The sequence below is a fragment of the Bacillus sp. S71 genome, assembly GCF_016625265.1.
GTDB classification, from domain to species: Bacteria; Bacillota; Bacilli; order Bacillales; family Bacillaceae_G; genus Bacillus_A; species Bacillus_A cereus.
The window spans coordinates 46089-68158 of sequence record NZ_JACVUW010000003.1 but is presented as its reverse complement, the minus strand read 5'-3'; the positions used below and the strand labels follow the sequence as shown (position 1 = coordinate 68158).

The following is a 22070-nucleotide window of genomic DNA, read 5'->3' as shown; positions in this document are numbered from 1 at the left end:
CAATCACTCTCCAGTTCTTTAAATTAGTATTATTATAGTGCAATTAACATTATTTGTAACGCTACAAAGCGCCTTAATTTGGAAAAAATAAAATGAAAACAAAATGCTTGCATTCTAAATCGATATAGATTATATTAATTGACATATCAACTATTGATACATCAAATGTTTTCATTTTGATTGTAAAGGAGGGGTAATTTGACAAGTTCATGCTCAAAAGAAGCGATTATTTTATATAAATTACACTTTCTAAATAAAGAAGTAAGTTCGAAATTTGAAGGGTGTACGGGTATGAGCCAGTCTCGATTAGAGCTTATACTTCAGTTATATGAAGTAGGTGAAATTAGTCAAAAAGCACTTCAGCAAGAAGTGAATATTGATAATGCTGCGATAACGAGGCATTTAAAGCAGCTTGAGGCCAATGAGATGATTGTAAGACGTAAAAATCCAGATGATAACAGAATTACGTTAGTTTCTCTTACTGAAGAGGGACGAAATAAAATTCAAGCGTTTCAAGAGGAAAAAGAACGTTTTGCAGCATCTGCATTTAAAGGATTAAGTGAAGAAGAACGCGACAATCTTTTAAATATGTTAAACCACATTCAAGAAAATATAAAAGAATTATAAAAAAGGGAGAATACAACTATGACTAACTCAGTAAAAACAAATGATTTTAACGAAATTTTAACAGGACGTCGTTCAATTCGTAAGTACGACCCTTCAGTGAAAATTAGCAAAGAAGAAATGACTGAAATTCTTACAGAAGCAACACTTGCACCATCTTCAGTAAACATGCAGCCATGGAGATTCGTAGTGATTGAAAGTGACGAAGCGAAAGCAACACTTGCGCCACTTGCGAAATTCAATCAATCTCAAGTAGAAACGTCTTCAGCAATGATTGCTTTATTTGGTGATTTAAACAACTTTGATAACGCAGAAGAAATTTACGGTACAGCAGTAGAGCGTGGACTTATGCCAGCAGAAGTAAAAGAAGATCAAATGAAAAAACTTTCAGCTTACTTCTCTATGGTTACACCAGAAGTAATGAAAGATACAGTATTAATTGACGGTGGTCTTGTAGCAATGCAATTTATGTTAGCAGCTCGTGCTCACGGCTATGACAGTTGTCCAATTGGTGGTTTTGAGAAAGATCAAATCGCAGAAGCTTTCGGACTAGATAAAGACCGTCACGTACCAGTTATGTTAATTTCAATCGGAAAAGCTGCTGACAGTGGTTACCAATCAGTACGTCTTCCAATTGAAAAAGTTGCAGAGTGGAAGTAATTTTAAAGAAATAAGTGGAATATGAAAGGGGAAACACCATGATTATTATTCACGCAATATTTCAAGTAGATCCAGCAAAACAACAAGCATTTTTAGAAGAAATTCAGCCACTCATTCATGGTTCAAGAGAAGAAAGTGGAAATGTATCTTATGACTTATATAAAGATACAGAAAAAGAAAGTGTTTATACGATGGTAGAAGTATGGAAAGATGAAGCAGCAGTTGCGAGTCATAATACGAGTGAACACTTTACATCTTTCGTTAGTAAAGCAGCACAATTTTTAACTGCTCCGCTTGATATAAAGGCTTATAATGGAGAGTTAGTAAAATAATAAGGTAGAAAAAGATGACTTTAGCGTGTGGCTGAGGTCATCTTTTTTATTTTTACAGGAATATATTTACTTTTATCAGTATGTGTTATAATTTGGAAAATAATAATTCTTAATTTTCTGAATAAGTGAAGGCGGGGGATAAATATATGAACATTTTAAAGAAAATCACTAATAATATTTCGAAAGTTATTATAGGAAAAGATGAATCCATAGAACTTGCAGCCATTGCTCTAATAGCAAAAGGACATATTTTATTAGAAGATGTACCGGGGACAGGAAAAACAACACTAGCGAAAAGTTTGGCTAAAAGCGTGGACGCAAAATTTCAAAGAATACAATTTACAGCGGATACTTTGCCCGGAGATGTTATTGGTCTTGAATATTTTAATGTGAAGGAATCGGATTTTAAAACGAGGTTAGGTCCTATTTTTGCAAATATAGTATTAGTGGATGAAATTAATCGGGCTGTACCGAGAACACAATCTTCGTTACTCGAAGTTATGGAAGAGCGTACTGTTACAATTGCGAAACAGACGCATTCATTACCAGAACCTTTTTTAGTAATTGCAACGCAAAATCCTCTTGAATCTGCTGGTACATTTCCTTTACCTGATGCTCAATTAGACCGATTTTTACTTACGATTCGCCAAGGTTATCCTACGAGAGAAGCTGAAAAGGAAATGATGAATCGGTTTCAAACGAATGATCCGTTAGAAACATTACACTCTATTATTTCAAGTGAAGAAATTATTATGATGCAAAAACGTGCAAGAGAAGTGTTAGTAGGAAATGATGTGCAAGATTATCTTCTTGAAATTATTGAGGCAACGCGTAAGCATGAGCTAATTGAAATTGGTGTAAGTCCGCGGGGGACGTTGGCATTTATGAGAGCGATTCAAGCACGGGCTATATTAAATGAAAGAGATTACTGTACGCCAGATGATATAAAGATACTTGCTGCATCTATATGCGCTCATCGTTTAACGTTGACAATTGAAGGGGAGATGAAAACAACAAAAGAACAAATCATGAAAGAAATTCTTCATACGATTAATGTGCCGGTGGAGAATGTACGATGAATCAACAACTTGTGTATACACCTTTAGCGGAGCCTTTCGTAATAGGAGTTATGTCAGTTGTAACCGTTATTTTAAGTGTGTTTTCAAGTAATCTACTCATATTATCTCTCGTATTTTTATATGTAATTTTAATAGGTGCTATGCATGTTTATATACGTAAAGTATCTCGTGTTAACTGGGAATACGATCAAGGAAATTCGAATGTTTTTATCGGTGAAACGAACAGGTGCAAAATAAAAATTTCAAACAAATCAATTTTCCCTATTTTTAATGTTGTATTCCGATTTAAATGTGAAAATAAGATAACTTGGAATCATGATGAAATAAATAAAAATAATAGTACAGGTTCAAATTATTATATGAATTTTAATTTAAAAGGAAGAGAGTCAGTTTCATTTGATTTACAAGCTGTGGCATTAAAAAGAGGCATTGCGAAATGGGAAGAGGTTGAAATTGTTATTACTGATCTCTTTGGATTTATAACGAACCATATCACATATAAACAAGTTGATACGCCCTCCTATTTAGTCTTACCAGCTGTTCCGAAAATACAAGTTCCTGAATTACAAGAATGGTCACGAGGATTTCGAAAAGCGATGTCATCACCCTTATATGATGAAACGAAAGTAATGGGAGTAAAGTCTTATGAAAATGAAGATTTTCGTTCTATCCACTGGAGTGCAACAGCGAAAACAGGGACGATAACTGCGAAAAAGTACGAGCGAACGCAATCAGATAAATACGCGATTTACCTCAACTTGCAAAATAAAAGCGGTATTTCTTTGCGAAATGATACAGAGGAACTAATTGAATTAACAGCAGGTATATGCAAACAACTTCTTATGCAAAACTGTTCGTTTGAAGTATGGATCAATAGTGTAAAAGATAACGGTTTGCTACATATAAAAAATGGGGATAATCGGAAACATTTGCAAAATATATTAAAAGTACTTGCCTCAATATCGGACCAAGATACTCCTGTATCTTCCACTTATTTTTACACAGCAGGCTTTCGTCGAAAAGAATTGGATGCAGTTCCTTTAATTCTTGGTACTTCCCCAAGGAAATACACCAGAACGAATAAATGGGTTGTAATTAAAGAATAAGAAGGGGTTTATGTCATGGTTAATAAAGAGAGACATATGGAAGTAAAGTTGTGGAGTGTTAGAGTATTAATACTACTTTTCTTTACGGTTAGTGCGATAACGTTTTCACAAGGTGTTGTGCATGTACAAGACATAGTAAAAGGGCTGTTTTCTAGTAAGACGGAGACAATATCAGAAAGAAATTATGATTTTACTAGTGTAGACTCACAGTTTGATGAACCTGAAAGAATTATAGATGAAGAAACAGGAGTTGTAGATACAAGAACAAAAATAGATAGGAAAATTCCACTTTTTGTACGAAAAAATTCATGGACTGATGTGTTTTCTGTTCTTTCAAATTCATGGATTAGTGTCGTTTTTTATGTAATTATTGCAGTGGTTATTCTATATGTTTTTTATAAATTAATGAGGAAAAAGGTAACGAAATCAGAAATACAACAGGATAAACAATCGATAACAAAAGAAAACACGGATAGAACTGAAAAGAACAAGAAAGTGAAGCATCAGTTTGAACAGCCGTTACCGACAGATACGATAAGAAAAACGTTAGTTGAATGGGAAAGAACATTACCATTTCATGAACAGAGAAGATCCTATGAAACGATGCAACAGTGGTTAAAAAGAATTAGTAGAACGAGAAATATTACTTCGCTATATGAGTCTGTTCGTTATGGTGAAAAGACGTATACGGAGTTAGATGTGGAAAAAATAATGAAGTGGGTAGAGGGAGATGGGAAGGTGGATATGTAAATATCCACCTTTACTTTTTAGTATAGAAATTTGATTATCATGAATCATTTTCAAATATAAAACTGCCTTCAAATAAGAAAATGAAATTAACTGTAAATTAACTTTATTTACTTATACTTCATTACATGTTAACCTATACTTAATTTTTATAAATTATAATTAATTTTTGATTTTTTAAGGGTGTGAAAATGTAATGAAATCGGTATTAAAAAGCATACTTATTTCCTTTGTTTTTTCAGCAGTAGGTATGTGTTGGTTGCTGTTCTTATTATTTCAAGGGGACGGTGATTGGTTATTATCTTGGATAGGCGTATTAATGTCATATTTATCTTTATATACTTTAATAGATTTATACTGTAAAAATACATACGATAAAAAATTAAATAAATGGCTTATAAAAACAGCGGTGACTAGCTTTAGTTTTGCAGTATTAGGAATCTCATTTTGCATCATACATGAGCTATTAACACCATGGAGTCTTAGTTTAATGGTGTGGTATTGGTTGCTAATGTTAGTATTATTTTTAACGACTATAATATCATTAATCAGTTTAGTATTTGTTAATCGTAAAAATCACAATTTCACCGTTGGATATAGAATGCTCATACTTCTAAATGTATTTCTTACATTAGGACCAGTATTATGGCCGTTATTACTTTCTATTATTGGAAATGGTATGAATGCTAGTGCAGGCTGGTAAAAAGGAATTTAGATTAGTTGTGTAAAGAATAGGATGAAAAGCTGATATAGAATTTTAAATGTTTATGAGAACATGTTTACATAAAAAGTGAAAACATGTTCTCTTTTTATTTGCATGCATAACTCTACCTCAGTTTACCCTATTTAAATTTAAACGTAAGTATTTTGTAAGGAATGAATAAGAAAAAAGAGAGGTTTATCGTATAGGATGAAAGTATAGCTTGAATCAATACGATATTAATAGAGGAGAGAAAGCCTTATGAAAACACGTAATCAAATTAAGTTGGCAAGTTTAGCAGTTTTATTAGCGGGTACTACTCTATTTACACCTGGTTTTACTGTGAAAGCAGAGTCTACTCAAAATATTTCTAATTCGTCACAAGAACCTAATCAAAAGAATCGGAATGGATGGAAACAAGTAATGCAGGAAACAATACAAATTGGGGCACCAGGGGTATTAGCTAAGACGTCTAATAAAGGGAAAGTTAATAGTTATACTGCTGGCGTGGCGGATTTAATTACAAAGAAACCGGTGAAATCGGATTTTCGCTTTCGGATTGGTAGTGTGACGAAAACTTTTACCGCCACGACTGTTCTTCAATTAGTAGGAGAAAATCGCGTACAACTTGACGATCCAATTGAAAAGTGGCTGCCGGGTCTCGTGCAAGGAAATGGGTATGATGGAAATCAAATTACGATACGACAACTTTTGAATCATACGAGTGGTATCGCTGAATATTTAAAGTCAAAAGACGCTGACGTAATGAATTCGAAAAAAACGTATACAGCAGAAGAAATAGTGAAAATAGGCCTTTCTCTGCCTCCAGATTTCTCGCCGGGCAAAGACTGGTTGTATTCAAACACAGGATATGTAATATTGGGAATGCTTATTGAAAAAATAACTGGTAATAGTTATGCGGAAGAAATTGAAAAGCGAATTATTGAACCTCTGGACTTGCCAAATACGTTTTTACCAGGGAATTCACCCGTCATCCCAGGAAAGAATCATGCTCGTGGATATGTGAAAATGGAAGAAACAGGCGAGTTGAAAGACATTACGTATTATAATCCGAGTTTAGCTAATGCAGCTGGAGATATGATTTCTAATGCGGATGATTTAAACAAATTCTTTTCATCTTTACTCGGTGGTAAGTTACTGAAGGAACGCGAGCTAAAAGAAATGCTTACTACAGTTCCTGTAGAAGGAAAAGGGGTTGGGGATGGATATGGTCTTGGAATCTATGAGACTAAACTTCCAAATGGTGTCTCAGTATGGGGGCACGGAGGATCAATTCCTGGGTTTATGACTTTTGCTGGTGGAGTAATTGGAGGCAAGCATACATTTGCTGTCAATGTTAATTCTTTAGGTCCGGTTGATATTCTTACACAGTTTGATAAAATGATGCAAGTTGAATTTAATAAATAGATGAAGAAAAAGCGAATAGGTTTCTGCAATAGCTGTAAATAAAAGAGATGCTTTTTAAATTTCACAAATAAGGACAGTATTAACATTCATAATATGGTATTAAGTATATGTAGAACATAAATATGATACAAGTGTATTTCAAAGTGCAATTCAATCTTATAGTTTAGTATAAAAAGGATGTCAGTTGTATGACATCCTTTTTGTTGTGGGACAAAGAGGTGTTGTTTGTTTTGAAAATTGTTATTTTTGAGAGTATTCCATATAATGAGAGGTATAGGGGCTATACAGGGGAGTTATGAATGGATAATACTTTAGTTTGTTAATTATTTTGTTTTAATAAAAAAGTAAATTGATTTGGAGTGAAATACATTGGGACAAAATCAGTTTAGATGGAGTAACAAGCAATTACGAGAACATGTAGAAATAATAGACGGTACAAGAAGTCCACACAAATTATTAAAGAATGCAACATACTTAAATTCCTATATACGTGAATGGATGCAAGCAAATATTTGGATTTATGATGACCGTATTATATATGTAGGAGAAAAGTTGCCAGAGCAACTATATAAATGTGAAGTCATTGATTGTGATGGAAAGTATGTCGTTCCCAGTTACATAGAACCGCATGCACATCCATATCAGTTGTATAACCCAGAGACGCTAGCAAATCATGCGATGCAATTTGGGACAACGACTTTTATTAATGATAATTTAACTCTATTTTTCACATTAAAACGTGAAGAATCATTTCGTTTATTAGAGGAATTTAAAAAGATTCCAGCTACTATGTATTGGTGGTGCCGTTTTGATGGACAGACTGAATTGCAAAACGGGGAATCTTTGTTTAATAGTAAAGAAATAATAGAATGGCTGAAACAAGAAGCTGTTCTTCAAGGTGGGGAGTTAACAGCATGGCCAAAATTATTACATGGTGATGATGAAATGTTAACTTGGGTGCAGGAAACGAAGCGATTGCAGAAGAAAGTAGAAGGCCATTTTCCGGGTGCATCTGAAACGACTTTAGCGAAGTTAAAACTGTTAGGTACAGATTGTGATCATGAAGCGATGACAGGGCAGGAAGCTTTCACTCGTCTTATGCAAGGTTACACCGTTTCTCTTAGAAATTCTTCCATTAGACCGGATTTAGAAGTTTTATTAAAAGAATTGTTGGAATTAGGCGTGAAACAGTTTGATAGATTTATACTTACTACAGACGGCTCACATCCTTCGTTTTATGAAAATGGAATGACAAACGTAATGATTTCTACCGCGATAAAACAAGGAGTGCCAGTAATAGATGCATACCATATGGCAAGTTATAATATTGCTCGCTATTATAATATGGAACATGTACATGGTTCGATTGCGACAGGTAGAATTGCTAATATCAATATTTTAGAAAGTAAAGAAAACCCAGTACCAATTAGTGTCCTTGCAAAGGGGAAATGGGTGAAGCGTGACGGTGTAAATACGCATGAAGCATTACATATAGACTGGAGTAAATATAAAGTAACTCCATTATCATTAGATTGGTCAATAGAAAAAGAGGATATGATTTTCTCTAATAAAACGGGGATACACTTATTAAATAACGTTATTACAAAACCATATACTAGTGAAATCAATATAGACTGTGATGAATTATCCACAGATCATGATGAATGCTTCCTCATGATGATTGCTCGTGATGGTACTTGGCGAGTAAATACAGTTGTAAAAGGTTTTGCGAAAGAATTAGGTGGTCTTGCTAGTTCTTATTCCGGCACAGGTGATATGATTCTCATTGGAAAAAGTAAAGAAGATATGCTTACAGCTTTTCGTAGAGTAAAAGAGCTCGGTGGTGGAATGGTCGTAGCAGAAAACAATGAAGTGTTACACGAAATAGCATTACCATTGCTCGGGATTATGTCTAATTTAAAAATGAGTGAATTAATACAGGAAGAGAAACAGATGGTGAAATTACTACAAGAGCGTGGCTACACGTATGATGATCCAGCATTTACAATTTTATTCTTTTCTGCGACGCACTTGCCTTTTATACGAGTAACACCTATAGGATTATATGATGTGAAAAGTAGTAAGGTACTGGCTTCGCCGGTGAATTTAATAAAGCAATATTAAAAGGAAAGGCCCTATAATAGTCTAAATTATAGGGCCTTTTACATTATTAGTATAAGAATATTGTAAGCCTCAAATGATATAGTATCTAAATCATTTGAGGTGATATGTAAATATGAAAAAAATATTTTACATTTTAAGCATATTTATTCTGTGTGTATCGATACAACACGTTGTACATTCCCAATCAGATGCACCAAGGTTATCTTCGGATTGTCTCGAAGAAAGAAAAGTTCGAGATGAAAAGTATGTGAAGAATATAATACAGGACATTAAATCCACATTTAATTTAAATATTGATGAACATAGTTTTTGGGAAGTAAGTAAAAGAGATCTGGAGGCTGCCCATTTGATGTATGGTGGAAAGGAAAATGATTCTTATTATAATTCGCTAACTAAAATTTATGATAGTGGTGGATTTAGCGAACAGCCCAGCTTATTTGTGAGGGCGCAAGAAGCATTTTTACTTTATAAAGAAAAAGATAATATCAATGTAATGAAACGCCTAAAACTAGACGTTGAAAAAGGGGAATGGCTCGTTATAAAAACGAAAAAGAAGAAAGGGAAAAAAGTGAAATTCAAGCCTTTGCAATGTGAAAAAGATTATATGAAAAAGAGAAATGAATAACAAAATACGTATTCATGCTGTTTTTATTCAATGATATTTTGCTGTTGATTTGAAATAGAAAAAGGTAAACGAACATATTAGCTTTATGGAATATGTTTGTTTACCTTTTTTTGAGAGATTTAAAAATTGGGGATGTTTTTAGTTGGAAATTATGTACTGGCTAATGAACTTATAACATTCAATGAATTTGTTCTTCATAAACATTAGATTTTGTGTCAAATGATTTATACATTGCCGAACCACCTATGTATATTTTATTCTACAGTATTTATAAAAGAATATTGGCCATGCATAAGAAATATGATTGGCACAGTTTTTGCTTGTATTACATGTAAGGAAGGGAGATTGTATGTAAGGAATCTGTACTCGTAATAGTATAAAACAAGCTACTATTGCATTATTAATCATAGTTGTATTTATAGCGGAACTGTAAATACATACAAATAAGTAGGTTTTCGGTTTAAAAATTCTGAATTTTCTTTTAAATTATTAGGGGGCAATGGTATGGTTAAATATTCGGAAATTTCTAAGTGGATTCTTGGTGTTGGACTAGTGACAATAACATGTAATGGTTTGCAAATTCAAGCAGAGACAAAAGAGAAAAATGTGAAGAACGTATTACAAATGGAGCCGGTAGGAATACAGAAATCTGTTGATGAATTGGCGCACCCTTCAAAAGTACAAGAAAATGCATCTTTTACAAAACGGTTAAAATTAGCGGATTTATCGCAGCGTCCACTAGCACCAAACGATAATATTAAACCGTTAGCTGAAGAAAAAAAGTATTCAATGGCTGAGTTAAATCAATTAAATAATAAACAATTAACTGATCTTCTTGTGACAATTAAATGGTATCAAATTCCAGAATTATTTCAGTTTAATAGTGATAGTCTTAAATTCTATCAAGATGATAGTCGAATGCAAGCAATTATTAATAAACTAGCAGAACAAGGACAAGCTTATACGAAAGATGATTCAAAAGGGATTGAAACATTAGTAGAAGCTCTACGTGCAGCATTTTATTTAGGTTTTTACCATGATGAATTAAGCAAACTAAATGAGCGTAGCTACCATGATAAATGTTTACCAGCTTTAAAAACAATTGCAAAAAATCCAAATTTCAAACTTGGTACATCAGAACAAAATAAAGTAATTGCATCATATGGAAAATTAATTGGAAATGCATCAGCAGATGTTGAAACGGTTTTATATGCAGGTGAAATTTTTAAACAATATAATGATAATCTTGCAACTTTCATTGAAGACAGAACAAAAGGAGACGCTATATATGAGTTGATGAAGGGAATTGACTTTGATATTCAGACGGATATGTACACGACTGGAAAAGAGCCAAAAGATACGATGTGGTTTCGAAATATTGATAACTTTATTAATGAAGTAAATCGTTTTGCACTACTTGGTACAGTAACAAATAAAAACGGATGGTTAATTAATAATGGGATTTACTATGCTGGACGATTGGGCAAGCTTCATAGCACGCCGACAAAAGGACAACAAGTTGTTACAGATGCAATGCGAATTTATCCATATTTAGGAGAGCAATACTTTGTTGCGGCAGAACAAATTACTACAAATTATGGAGGAATAGATGCGAACGGAAAAACTGTAAATTTAGATCAAATTCGAGAAGAGGGTAAAAAGAAATATTTATCGAAAACGTATACGTTTGATGATGGAGCAATTGTCTTTAAAGCTGGGGATAAAGTTAGCGAAGAGAAAATTAAACGTCTATACTGGGCGGCAAAAGAAGTGCGTTCTCAATTTTATCGTACAGTTGGTAGCGATAAACCACTTGAAAGTGGACATGCTGATGATGTGTTAACGATGGTTATTTATAATAGCCCAGATGAGTATCAATTTAATCGTCAACTGTACGGATATGAAACGAATAATGGTGGGATCTATATTGAAGGGACAGGGACTTTCTTTACATATGAACGTACACCAGAGCAAAGTATTTATAGTTTGGAAGAATTATTCCGCCATGAATTTACGCACTACTTACAGGGAAGGTACGAAGTTCAGGGATTATGGGGACAAGGAGAAATGTATCAAAATGAACGTTTAACATGGTTTGAAGAAGGAAACGCAGAGTTCTTTGCAGGTGCAACGCGATTAGATAGTGTAGTACCGCGAAAAAGTATAATTGGTGGGTTATCTAATGATCCTGCAAAACGTTATACAGCATCACAAACATTAAATGCGAAATATGGAACGTGGGATTTTTATAATTATTCGTTTGCGCTGCAATCATATATGTATAATAAGCGCCCTGAAATGTTCGATAAAGTGCATGATTTGATTCGCGCAAATGATGTTTCAAGTTACGATGCATACCGTGCTACATTAAGCAAAGATAATAAGTTAAATGAAGAATATCAATCTTATATGCAAATGCTTATTGATAATCGCGATAAGTATACAATTCCACAAGTATCAGATGAGTATTTAACTCAGCATGATCCAAAATCGCTTTCGGACATTACTTCAGATATTACAAATGAAGCGAAATTAAAAGATGTGAAAGTAACAAAGAATAAATCACAATTCTTTAATACATTTACACTACAGGGGACATATACAGGAAGTGCGGCTAAAGGAGAAGTTGAGGACTGGAAAGTGATGAATGAAGCAACAAATGATATGTTGAAACGTTTTTCAGGAAAAGAGTGGACTGGATATAAAACATTGACTGCTTATTTTGTAAATTACCGTGTAAATAATGCTGGGCAATATGAATATGATGTTGTGTTTAGCGGAGTGAATACGGAAGAAGGTACGGCTGTAGAAAAAGAACCAAATAATTCATTTGAAACAGCAAACCCACTATCTTTGAATATTTTGTTAAGAGGAACCTTGAGCGATCAAGATCAGGGGGATAAATTTGTTATTGATGTAAAGGATCAAAAAGATTTACAAATTTCTGTTACGAACGAACAAAATCTTGGACTGAACTGGGTATTATATTCTGAATCAGATCTAAATAATTATGTAGCTTATGCAACAAAACGTGATGGAAACAAATTGCTTGGAAATTATAATGCAAAGCCAGGGAAATATTACTTAAGTGTATATAAGTATGGTGGTGGAACAGGGAATTATACGGTACAAGTAAAATAGTTTACTATAATTTATTTTGAAAGGAAACTTATTGCATTTTTTAGCAAAATAAAGTATGTAATGTTAAAAATTAAACTATATCAATATATCCCTGTTCTAATTATAGAACAGGGATATATTGGCTTTATATTTTTAAATTAAATAATCTCATTGGATTTTGACAAGAAAATAATTAATATAGATTTGAATTCTCATTCGTAAAGAATACTTTAATCTTCTTAATGCTCTTTCATTTTTGTCTCAATGCTTGTTTTCAAATCAGTTGATACTTGATTGAAATACCCCAAAACGATCTCCCTAATATCATCGGATATAACTTTCAAATCACTAGCTAAGTTCTCAGCGAGATGTTCTTTTTCTATCGGTTTTAACTTCGTATAAAATTCACCAGCCTGCGTAAAGTCATTCTGTTTTGTTATAGAAGTTCTTTCAAGTTTACCTTCAACGTACCTTCCGTCACCGCTTGTAATTTGATTAGCGGGTGTCCAATCTTGCTGTTGGTTAATCGTTAATTTGCGAAATTCGGGACCAATTCTTCTTCTTTGTGAATCACTGTAAATGTTAGCGCGCCCTTGCAGCATTTTATCATCTGATAGTTCTGCACCATCCAGTAAATTAGAAGGGGAGAATGCGACTTTCTCTACTTGTTCCATAAAATTTTCAGGATTTTTATTTAATACCATTTTCCCGACTGGTATGAGAGGGTACGTCTGTTCATCCCATACTTTTGTGTCATCTAAAGGATCATAAGATAGGTAAGCTTCATCTTTCGGATCCATGAGCTGGACGTATAAACCATACTCCACTGGTTTACCATTTTCAATAGCATCATATAAATCTTTCCCGCTATAATCAGGATTTTCAGCAGCTAGTTTAATTGCTTCTTTATTAGTAATGTACTGTACACCTTCAAATGGGTACCAATGATACTTTACATACTTTCGATTACCTTCCGCATTTCTCCATACATATGTATTAACACTATGTCCTGGAATGTGGCGAAGACTTTTGGCCGTACCATTATTAGAGTATAAACGGACAACAAAATGAATAGATTCAGGTGCTTTAGCGACGAAATTCCAAAATCTATTAGGGTCTATTAAGTTATTTTTAGGTGAAGGCAATAATGCTTGAATCGTTTCAGGGAAACGCATTGGGTCACGAACAGAAAAAACAGGAATGTGATTACATAAAAGGTCAAAAATTCCTTCTTTTGTATAAAATTTTGTAGAAAAACCGCGTACATTTCTAGCAGTATCCGGTGTTCCTTTCGTACTAACAGCTAACGAAAATCGCACCATAACAGGAACTTTCTCATTAGAATTTTGTAAAAAACTTAATTTAGTATGTTCAGACATCGAATATATCGTTTGAAAATAACCGAACGCACCAAATCCTTTTACATGAACAGGTCTTTCTAAAATTTTTTCATGAATAAATTCTTGTAATGACTCATGCAGTACACTATCTTGCTCTAGTACGGGTCCACGTGAACCAACTGTTTGAGAGTGAAGTTTAGCTTGTTCATTACGTTCGTCATTTTCATTAAAGTCTTTCCCTAGTATAGATTGCCCCTGTTTATCATAGTTTTCATCCATCGATATAGCCTCCAAATCTTTTTTGTCCATTGTTACTAAATATGATTCTATAGCCTTAATTATGTATGACACGCACAGTTCAAAGCAGTAACATACCGCTAGATGAAAAAAACACATATGTAGTGGACCTGTTGAAATAGAAGAAATTATGGAAAAATGAATATCGGGAAGAGAAAGCACACGTTTTACTAAAAATGTGGAAGAAAACCACTATTAAAATTTCAATCTTAAAACTTAATTTATAAACGATTATATAGAGAATGAACGTTAAAAAAGGGAAAATAAATAGGAGGAATTTAACATGTCGGATTGGTTTCAATTAGATAAAGAATATATGATGTCTACATATTGTCGTACAGAGGTTGCAATGGAAAGAGGAGAAGGGTGTAAACTGTATGATGTAGATGGTAAAGAGTATTTAGATTTATTTTCTGGCGTAGGAGTAAATGTATTAGGATACAATCATCCTAAAATTGTACAAATGACAATGGAGCAAGTTGCGAAATCGTTGCATTTACCGTTTCATTTTTTAAACCCAGTTGCAATTGAGTATGCAAAGAAATTAGTAGATTGTACTTTAAAAAGCGGAAAAGTCTTTTTTACAAACTCTGGTACGGAAGCGACAGAAACAACGTTGAAATTAATTGATAAATATAGAGCTAATAAGGGTGAAGAACGTGAAGGAATTGTAGTACTGAAGAATAGTTTCCACGGGCGTACGTTAGGAGCACTTCATTTTACGAGACAGGAAAGTGTATATCAAAAATTCCCTAAAACATCTATTCCTGTATATGAAGTAGAGCGCGAGAATATAGACCAATTAGAAGAAACCATTATTAAAGAAAATCCAATTGCGATTATGCTAGAGCCTGTTTTAGGTAGCGGGGGGATTTATCCTTTATCAAGTGAATATTTACATGGTGTTCAAAATTTATGTGAAAAATATAATGTACTTCTTGTCGTTGATGAAGTTCAAAGTGGTATGGGTCGAACGGGAAAATTATTTGCTTATCAAAATTTTAATATCACACCGGACATTATTCAAATTGGTAAAGGAGCAGGAGGCGGGATACCGCTAGGAGGAATTATTGTAGGTGAAAGGTTATGTGATGTATTTTCACCAGGAGATCACGGGACAACATTTGCTCATTCATCAATGGGAACAGCTTTAGGTTTAACTGTATTAAATACATTACTTGATGATGGGTTAATGCAAGAAGCTTATGAAACGTCACTATATTTGAATGACAAACTGCAAGATATTCAGAAAGAAAATGCTTATTATATTCAGGAAGTACGTCATGCGGGGATGATGTTTGGGATAAGTGTGAATGACACGAATGAAAATGTGAAGAAATTACAGATTGAGTTAATGAATAAAGGGATGTTAGTCGATCTAACACAAGGGAATATTATTCGATTACTTCCGCCGTATATTATTACGAAAGAGGAAATTGACGCATTCACTTATGAGTTTATTTCCTGTGTTCATAACATAGCTGCTACAGCAAGTATTTAAAAAAATATAAAAAAATATAAAAAGCTGAAGAAGGCGCTATTTTAGCGGCTTCTTCAGCTTTTTAAAATAGTAAATTACTTAACCTAGAGAGCATCTCATTGGACAAATAATTAATTATGTGAAACAATAATAACAGATAAGGAGACGTTAATTTTCCTTAAGTGCTTCGAATTAATTTTATTCAATAAGAGAAGGTGTGCTTAAAGAAGTTAAATTAAAAAGGAGCTGTTTTATTATATGCAACAAAATAATGATTTAAATTTTGAACCTCAAGACGTTAATATTGTCAATCCTAAACAAGCCAGGAAAGCAGTAATTGCTACTGGTATAGGGAACGCAATGGAGTGGTTTGACTTCGGATTATACGCGTATTTAGCGGTTATCTTAAGTCAATTATTCTTCTCAGGTGTTGATAATAGTGGATTGCAACTTGTACTTACATTCGGTACATTTGCAGCAGCCTTTCTCGTTCGACCAATCGGAGGTGTATTCTTTGGTAGAATAGGAGATAAGTACGGCCGAAAAATCGTGTTAAGTACTACTATTATTTTAATGGCACTTTCTACATTATTCATCGCATTACTACCAACCTATGAACAAATTGGTGTATGGGCACCAATACTACTTTTAGTTGCCCGAATGATTCAAGGCTTCTCTACAGGCGGCGAATATTCAGGAGCAATGGTTTATATCGCAGAATCTTCTCCAGATAAAAAGCGTGGTATACTCGGTAGTGGTCTTGAAATTGGAACACTCTCAGGTTACATTGCTGCATCGGTAATTGTTACCATTTTGACGTTATTGTTAACAGATGAGCAAATGCTCAGCTGGGGATGGCGTATTCCGTTCTTAGTAGCTGCACCAATTGGTTTGGTCGGTTTATACTTACGCCGTCATCTAGATGAATCTCCAATCTTTGAAGAGATGGAAAAAGCACAAGAGGAATCTGAAGACAATGAACAATTTTCATTTATGGATATTATTAAATATCACAAAAAAGACTTCTTATTAAGCACAGTAATTGTCGCCTTCTTTAATATTACGAATTATATGATTCTTTCGTATATTCCTTCTTATCTAACTCAAGTACTTAAAGTCAAAGAAACAACGGGCTTATTAATTATTTCTATTACGATGGCACTTATGATTCCACTAGCACTATATTTCGGTAAATTAAGTGATAAAATTGGTAATAAACGCGTCGTGCAAATTGGTTTACTTGGTTTAACTGTATTTGCAATTCCAGCATTTTTACTAATAGGTAACGGACATATTGCAGCTATATTTGCAGGTATTTTCGTACTAGGTTTCTTCTTAAGTGTATATGAAGGAACATTACCTTCATTATTACCATCACTCTTTTTCACTGATGTACGTTATCGAGCACTTTCGATTTCATTTAATATTTCTGTATCGATATTCGGTGGAACAACACCGCTCGTATGTTCATACTTAGTTCATGCAACTGGTAACCCGCTTGCGCCAGCATTTTATTTGACGGGTGTAAGTATTATTGGATTAGTTGTATTTAGTGTATTATTTGTTACGACTTCAGGGCGTGCGCTAAAAGGTTCATATCCTACAGTAGAAACGAAAAAAGAAGCACACCTAATCGCTAAAGAAGACCCTGAAGAAACACTTTGGTGGCATGAAGAGTCATTAGAAATTGAAGCAGGGAAGAATGCTTCCATTTAAAAAGCAACGTAGAAGTATAAAAAGACTCCTATGAATATAGGAGTCTTTTTGTTACGTTATTTCTTTCGTTTCTTCAAATTTTTCTGATAGGCATAAAGCTTATGAATCTCTTCCTTAAATTCATGCAGAAGTACAATGCTTTTACCATTTGAATAACGCACCGTATTATAAGCATCTATAATAATATCACTTTGAATATTTAAATCTTCTTCATCATTTATTCTTTCTAGCCAAGCTTCAACAGTTTCTCCCCGTTTTCTATTTAAAGGAGGGGTTAACTTACTCTCTAGCTTGAAAATTTCCTTCCGAATTTCGTTATGCGGCGGTTTATTTCGTTTAAAACGATTTTGGTTCGTTCCTTCTTTATTAGTAATGATAGTAGATTCGAAGGCAGGCATATTTGGTAAACTGAATTGTTTTCGTCTTTTTATTATTTTCCAAACAACGTAAATAGCAATGGTTGTACATACTATTATGGTAATGCTATTTATGAGTGTGGGGTCAAAAGCACGCTGTCCAAACACATCCTTAATTTGAGGATCCTTTAAATTCCCTTTATTCGACCAAAAATCATCAGTTTCTTTTAATTCAGCTGCTGAAAATAACGGATTGATAGCGTATCCGAATCCTAATGCAACTGTTTCTATGATATAGGAAAAAATAAGTCGAATGAAAGGAAACACTTGAACAAGTACTATACTCATTACACCAATCGTAATGATAGAAATGAAACGTAATAACTGTTGCTTCCGATTTGCCCCAGTTAACCAAAATGTAATCATAATGTGTATAACTAATAGTAACAGCTTCCACAAAGGTGGAAAGGGCGCATAAAATATGGTTGAAATACTAAACCAAACAATACCGCCTAACGATTTTTGAACTGGATATCCTGGTCCGACTACATGTACGATAAAGAAGAAAAGCGGTAACATAATTGTGCCAAATAGAGAGAATGGGAGAAGGAAAGAACAACCAATTATTTGAGTAATGAACAGTATGACAAATCCTGTTGTTTTTTTCTTCATAAATTTATGAAGAAGAAATACGCCTACATAGCCTGTTGCTAAAAATATGGAAATAGCAACAAGGTCATCCCTTTCTGTTAATAATGAAAGGAGGAGAAGCAAAATAAAGTCATTAACGTGATAGAGCCAAGTTTTCAACCGATTCCACCATCCCTTCGCTATTAATGAGGAACGTTGGCTGCGAGAGAAGAGGGAGTTCATTTTTCTGTAAACCAATGTATATCATTGTAGACGAACGTTCTCTCTTTCTCATTACATAATGAAGGAATCCTTGTTTCGGCAGTAACGTACTATCATCTGAAACACGTGCTAATTCTTCTAAAGCTTTTGCATATTGTGTTTGCCCTTCATGTAATGATAAATGTAATGCACCACCTTCTGCTAATACACTAATAAATAATTCAAACGGTATGTGATGCTTCGTTGCATATTGGCAAATGTATGTTGCGAATGAAATTAAATCTTCAACATTATCTTTCCAACCAAATCCACGATCGGCAGCTAAAGAAAGACAAATCGTCCAACTATAATTTTTTACAGGTTCAAATTGCTTCGCTTGTAATTCTTGCATTTTAGCAGATGCCTTCCAATGAATAGAGCGGAAAGACTCACGCTCATATCGCTTTACACCGATAATAGATGTTTCATCATTGTAAAAAGAAAAATTAGTTCGATAAGAACCAGTTAGAAGTTGCTGAAGTTCTTGCAAACCTGCTACTTCTTTAGGAGAAGGATACACAATAATTTCAGTTTTTAACTTATCGAAAACAGGTAAGTGTACATTTAATAAATGAAAAGGATCTTTTAAAACGCATTCGAACTGTTCAATTTGAAACACACCACGTTTCGTTGCGGTTAATGTTAAATCCCATTTTTGCGCCGAATGTGCAGGTTGTGAAAATGGAAAAGAGAATAACGTTTTTGATATTCGTTCAATTCCTTGATCTTTATGCTGTATAAGAGACGAATCTAAATGAAAATAACAAACACCATTAACGAGAGGGATATGTGCACCGTTTTTCAAATGAATAAAAAACTTTCCAGATTCATCAGGGAAAAGCCGAGTTGTTTGTCTCTCGTTTATAACTTCAAATTTTTTCTCTATGTAAGCGACATATTTATAAATGAAAATCGCAAATAAATAATAGGAGAAAAAGAGAAACATTATAATTCGTTGCGGCATAAAAAAGGTAAATAGTATAGCGCCTGGCACAGTTAGTTGAATAATATGGAGTTGAAAAAATAAAGGTACAGTTACTACACGCTGTCCATTCATGCTTGCTCAATCTCCACAGGTACGTCAACTTCTTTTAAAATACTTTGCATTATATCATTTTTAGTCGTGCGCAGGGCACCTTCCATTGATAAGACAATACGGTGATTCCAAACAGAAGGAGTTAAAAATTGTATATCTTCAGGGGTGCAATATTCTCTCCCGCGTAAGAAGGCTAATGCTTGAACTGCGCGCACTAAAGAAAGTGTGGCACGTGGGCTTACACCGTTAGCGATGTAATCGTGATTTCGAGTAGCTTGTGCAAGTTTAATTATGTAATGTTCTAACGGTTCTGATATGAAAATTTCTTTTATTCGTTTCTGTGATTCTAATATATCTTCTAAAGAGATAACAGGTGTGACACGTTCTAGCGGTATATCGTTACGAAAACGTCGCATCATTTGTAACTCATCTTCAGGAGTTGGATAACCAATTGAAATCGTCATTAAAAAGCGATCAAGCTGTGCATCTGGAAGAGGGAAAGTCCCTTGTGATTCAATTGGGTTTTGCGTTGCAATAACAAAGAACGGTTTTGGGAGAGGAGTAGACTGTTTTTCAAGCGTCACTTGTCGCTCTTCCATTGCTTCTAACAAACTAGACTGTGTTCTCGGCATTGCACGGTTAATTTCATCTGCTAGCAAAATGTTTGTCATAACGGGTCCAATTCTTAACTCAAATTCATTTGTTTTTGGGTTGAAGTATTCAATACCTGTTACATCACTTGGAAGTACATCAGGGGTAAATTGAACACGAGAAAAACTACCGCCAATACTTTTTGATATGGTTTTCGCCAGTAACGTTTTCCCAGTACCAGGCACGTCTTCGAGTAGTACATGTCCATCAGCAAGCAGTGAAACAAGCAGTAGATCAATAACATTTTCTTTACCAACAAACACAGATCCTATGTTTTCTTTCAATTTATTTATCATATGTATCATTCCTTTCGGTATAAAAGAGCTAATATTTCTATATTTTAACAAATTATTCAGAAAATTGGTATCATTTTTTAATTCAAAGAAATGGATATTTAATTATTAAATTACTCTTGCATATTTTGGAATATAATTATACAATATCGGTATATGATATATCGTGAGTCGATATATCATGAGGCGATGTATCGGAGGTAGTTATAATGAATGCGAAGGCGCAAAAATATATTCCGTTAACTGAGGCGACATACTACATATTATTGTCACTTGTAAAGCCAATGCATGGTTATGGAATTATGCAAATGGTAGAAGAGATGACAAATGGAGAAGTAAAACTCGGTCCTGGTACGTTATACGGGAATACGACGAAATTACTAAAAGAAAAATTAATTGTTGAAGTTGCCTCTACAGATAGAAAGAAGTGCTATGAGTTAACAACGTTTGGGAGAGAAGTGTTAGAGCTCGAGTATAACAGGTTACAGAGATCTGTAAGGAATGGGAATAGTATATTAGGGGAGTGAATGGAATATGGAGACAAAGAAGGTATTCAAACCTTTCGCGATATGGAGCTTGGAAAAAGAAGAAGCTTTTTTAAGAAAAATGCATCAAAAAGGATGGGCTTTACAAAAGTATAATGTAATGTATACGTTTAAGAAAACTGAACCGAAAGATGTAATATATAAAGCGGATTTTAGACTGGATTATAAAGATTCGAAAGAAAAACAACTAGAATATATTGATATATATGAAATGTGTGGCTGGAAACATGTAACGAGTTTTGCGAAATGGAATTATTTCTGTAAAGAAGTAGACGAGGAAAATGAGTTACCTGATATTTATTCAGACAAAGAAACGAAGATACAAAAACTTGTTGAATTGATACAGTTCGTTGCAATTATGTTTGTAACGTTAATTCCAGTGCTTTACTTATGTTTTCTTGGAGTATCAGAATCAGGATTATATAGAGGTATGGTAGGGTTTTTAGTTTGTATATATTCATATGCGTTTATTAATTTATTTAGAAAGCTTAAAAAATTGAAAAAGGAAATATTTTAACAAAGAGTGATATTCTTAGAGAAGATATATTGGGAAATCATCTTCTCTAATCTTTATATATATTTATTTTGTTCATTCTTTTTTACATAATAAAAGACTACCTTTTTAATTCATAGAATTAACAGTTACAAAGATAATACCAGTAACAATACCTAAAAAAATCATAAATGAAGAAGAAATAATTAATAATAAAGAATTAGCAATAAATATCACTTTATTAGATTTTTGATTTTTAAAATGGTAATAAAGTAAAAGACCACAAATAGTAGAAACAATCCATATTGTTAGACCGTAAGGAGTCGTTATTTTTTCAAAATCGAAGATCCAAAAGTAAAAGATGACTATGTGGCAAGTTACTAGTAGAAATGTTGATGGAAGCATTATCTTTTTATTTAAAATCATT

Annotated in this window: 20 protein-coding genes; 15 read left to right on the top strand and 5 right to left on the bottom strand. The window is 33.7% G+C overall.

What is annotated here, in order from left to right:
• The first annotated feature begins 198 nt into the window (after positions 1-198).
• The 11 genes from IBT51_RS07340 (at position 199) to colA (ending at position 12566) form a co-directional block, all read left to right on the top strand.
• Positions 199-627, top strand: coding sequence for a MarR family winged helix-turn-helix transcriptional regulator (locus IBT51_RS07340; RefSeq protein ID WP_000204172.1), 429 nt, complete (start codon positions 199-201; stop codon positions 625-627).
• A gap of 18 nt (positions 628-645) precedes the next feature.
• On the top strand, positions 646-1284 hold the full coding sequence (locus tag IBT51_RS07335; protein ID WP_200458219.1) for a nitroreductase family protein: 639 nt from the start codon (positions 646-648) through the stop codon (positions 1282-1284).
• 38 nt (positions 1285-1322) lie between these two features.
• On the top strand, positions 1323-1616 hold the full coding sequence (locus tag IBT51_RS07330; RefSeq protein ID WP_000583804.1) for a putative quinol monooxygenase: 294 nt from the start codon (positions 1323-1325) through the stop codon (positions 1614-1616).
• Between the two features lie 146 nt (positions 1617-1762).
• Entirely contained in the window at positions 1763-2695 is a 933-nt protein-coding gene (locus tag IBT51_RS07325; protein ID WP_095690642.1) for an AAA family ATPase, read from the top strand.
• Positions 2692-3801 carry a DUF58 domain-containing protein gene (locus tag IBT51_RS07320; RefSeq protein WP_200458220.1) on the top strand — a complete coding sequence of 370 codons (1110 nt, stop codon included), beginning with the start codon at positions 2692-2694 and terminating at the stop codon, positions 3799-3801. The genes IBT51_RS07325 and IBT51_RS07320 overlap by 4 nt, the downstream gene beginning before the upstream one ends.
• 15 nt (positions 3802-3816) lie before the next feature.
• The gene (locus tag IBT51_RS07315; RefSeq protein WP_141241026.1) at positions 3817-4551 is read left to right on the top strand and encodes a signal peptidase II; all 735 of its coding nucleotides are present in this window, start codon (positions 3817-3819) and stop codon (positions 4549-4551) included.
• Positions 4552-4744: 193 nt separating this feature from the next.
• Entirely contained in the window at positions 4745-5251 is a 507-nt protein-coding gene (locus IBT51_RS07310; RefSeq protein WP_000843829.1) for a DUF3902 family protein, read from the top strand.
• Positions 5252-5509: 258 nt separating this feature from the next.
• Positions 5510-6676 carry a serine hydrolase domain-containing protein gene (locus IBT51_RS07305; protein WP_043936964.1) on the top strand — a complete coding sequence of 389 codons (1167 nt, stop codon included), beginning with the start codon at positions 5510-5512 and terminating at the stop codon, positions 6674-6676.
• 369 nt (positions 6677-7045) lie between these two features.
• Positions 7046-8800, top strand: coding sequence for an adenine deaminase C-terminal domain-containing protein (locus tag IBT51_RS07300; protein ID WP_078401391.1), 1755 nt, complete (start codon positions 7046-7048; stop codon positions 8798-8800).
• Between the two features lie 112 nt (positions 8801-8912).
• Positions 8913-9425 carry a hypothetical protein gene (locus IBT51_RS07295; RefSeq protein ID WP_000719367.1) on the top strand — a complete coding sequence of 171 codons (513 nt, stop codon included), beginning with the start codon at positions 8913-8915 and terminating at the stop codon, positions 9423-9425.
• 504 nt (positions 9426-9929) lie between these two features.
• Positions 9930-12566: a collagenase ColA gene (colA, locus tag IBT51_RS07290; RefSeq protein ID WP_078401392.1), complete on the top strand. Its 2637-nt coding sequence runs from the start codon at positions 9930-9932 to the stop codon at positions 12564-12566.
• 218 nt (positions 12567-12784) lie between these two features.
• Here colA and IBT51_RS07285 read toward each other — a convergent pair whose 3' ends face one another.
• A complete protein-coding gene (locus IBT51_RS07285) occupies positions 12785-14164 on the bottom strand; it encodes a catalase (RefSeq protein WP_063547730.1) in 1380 nt (459 codons plus the stop codon).
• Between the two features lie 301 nt (positions 14165-14465).
• Between IBT51_RS07285 and IBT51_RS07280 the strand changes: the two genes are divergently transcribed.
• Complete coding sequence (locus IBT51_RS07280) at positions 14466-15683, top strand: aspartate aminotransferase family protein (protein WP_078400965.1); 1218 nt, start codon at positions 14466-14468, stop codon at positions 15681-15683.
• 237 nt (positions 15684-15920) lie between these two features.
• Positions 15921-17378, top strand: coding sequence for an MFS transporter (locus IBT51_RS07275; protein ID WP_001186932.1), 1458 nt, complete (start codon positions 15921-15923; stop codon positions 17376-17378).
• Between the two features lie 56 nt (positions 17379-17434).
• Here the strand turns inward: IBT51_RS07275 and IBT51_RS07270 are convergent, their stop codons facing one another.
• The 3 genes from IBT51_RS07270 to IBT51_RS07260 are packed head-to-tail and all read right to left on the bottom strand — an operon-like array spanning position 17435 to position 20608.
• On the bottom strand, positions 17435-18544 hold the full coding sequence (locus IBT51_RS07270) for a DUF4018 domain-containing protein (protein WP_078400966.1): 1110 nt from the start codon (positions 18542-18544) through the stop codon (positions 17435-17437).
• Positions 18519-19682 (bottom strand): DUF58 domain-containing protein, encoded by a 1164-nt coding sequence (locus IBT51_RS07265; RefSeq protein ID WP_078400967.1) that lies wholly within the window; start codon positions 19680-19682, stop codon positions 18519-18521. Before IBT51_RS07265 ends, IBT51_RS07270 begins: the two co-directional genes overlap by 26 nt.
• Positions 19679-20608: an AAA family ATPase gene (locus IBT51_RS07260; RefSeq protein ID WP_078400968.1), complete on the bottom strand. Its 930-nt coding sequence runs from the start codon at positions 20606-20608 to the stop codon at positions 19679-19681. Before IBT51_RS07260 ends, IBT51_RS07265 begins: the two co-directional genes overlap by 4 nt.
• Positions 20609-20814: 206 nt before the next feature.
• Here IBT51_RS07260 and IBT51_RS07255 point away from each other — a divergent pair, with 206 nt between their 5' ends.
• Both IBT51_RS07255 and IBT51_RS07250 read left to right on the top strand, forming a co-directional pair.
• On the top strand, positions 20815-21132 hold the full coding sequence (locus IBT51_RS07255) for a PadR family transcriptional regulator (RefSeq protein ID WP_000991893.1): 318 nt from the start codon (positions 20815-20817) through the stop codon (positions 21130-21132).
• 79 nt (positions 21133-21211) lie between these two features.
• Positions 21212-21667, top strand: coding sequence for a DUF2812 domain-containing protein (locus tag IBT51_RS07250; RefSeq protein ID WP_015406491.1), 456 nt, complete (start codon positions 21212-21214; stop codon positions 21665-21667).
• Positions 21668-21772: 105 nt separating this feature from the next.
• Here the strand turns inward: IBT51_RS07250 and IBT51_RS07245 are convergent, their stop codons facing one another.
• Complete coding sequence (locus IBT51_RS07245; protein ID WP_071732025.1) at positions 21773-22069, bottom strand: hypothetical protein; 297 nt, start codon at positions 22067-22069, stop codon at positions 21773-21775.
• Position 22070: the final 1 nt, after the last annotated feature.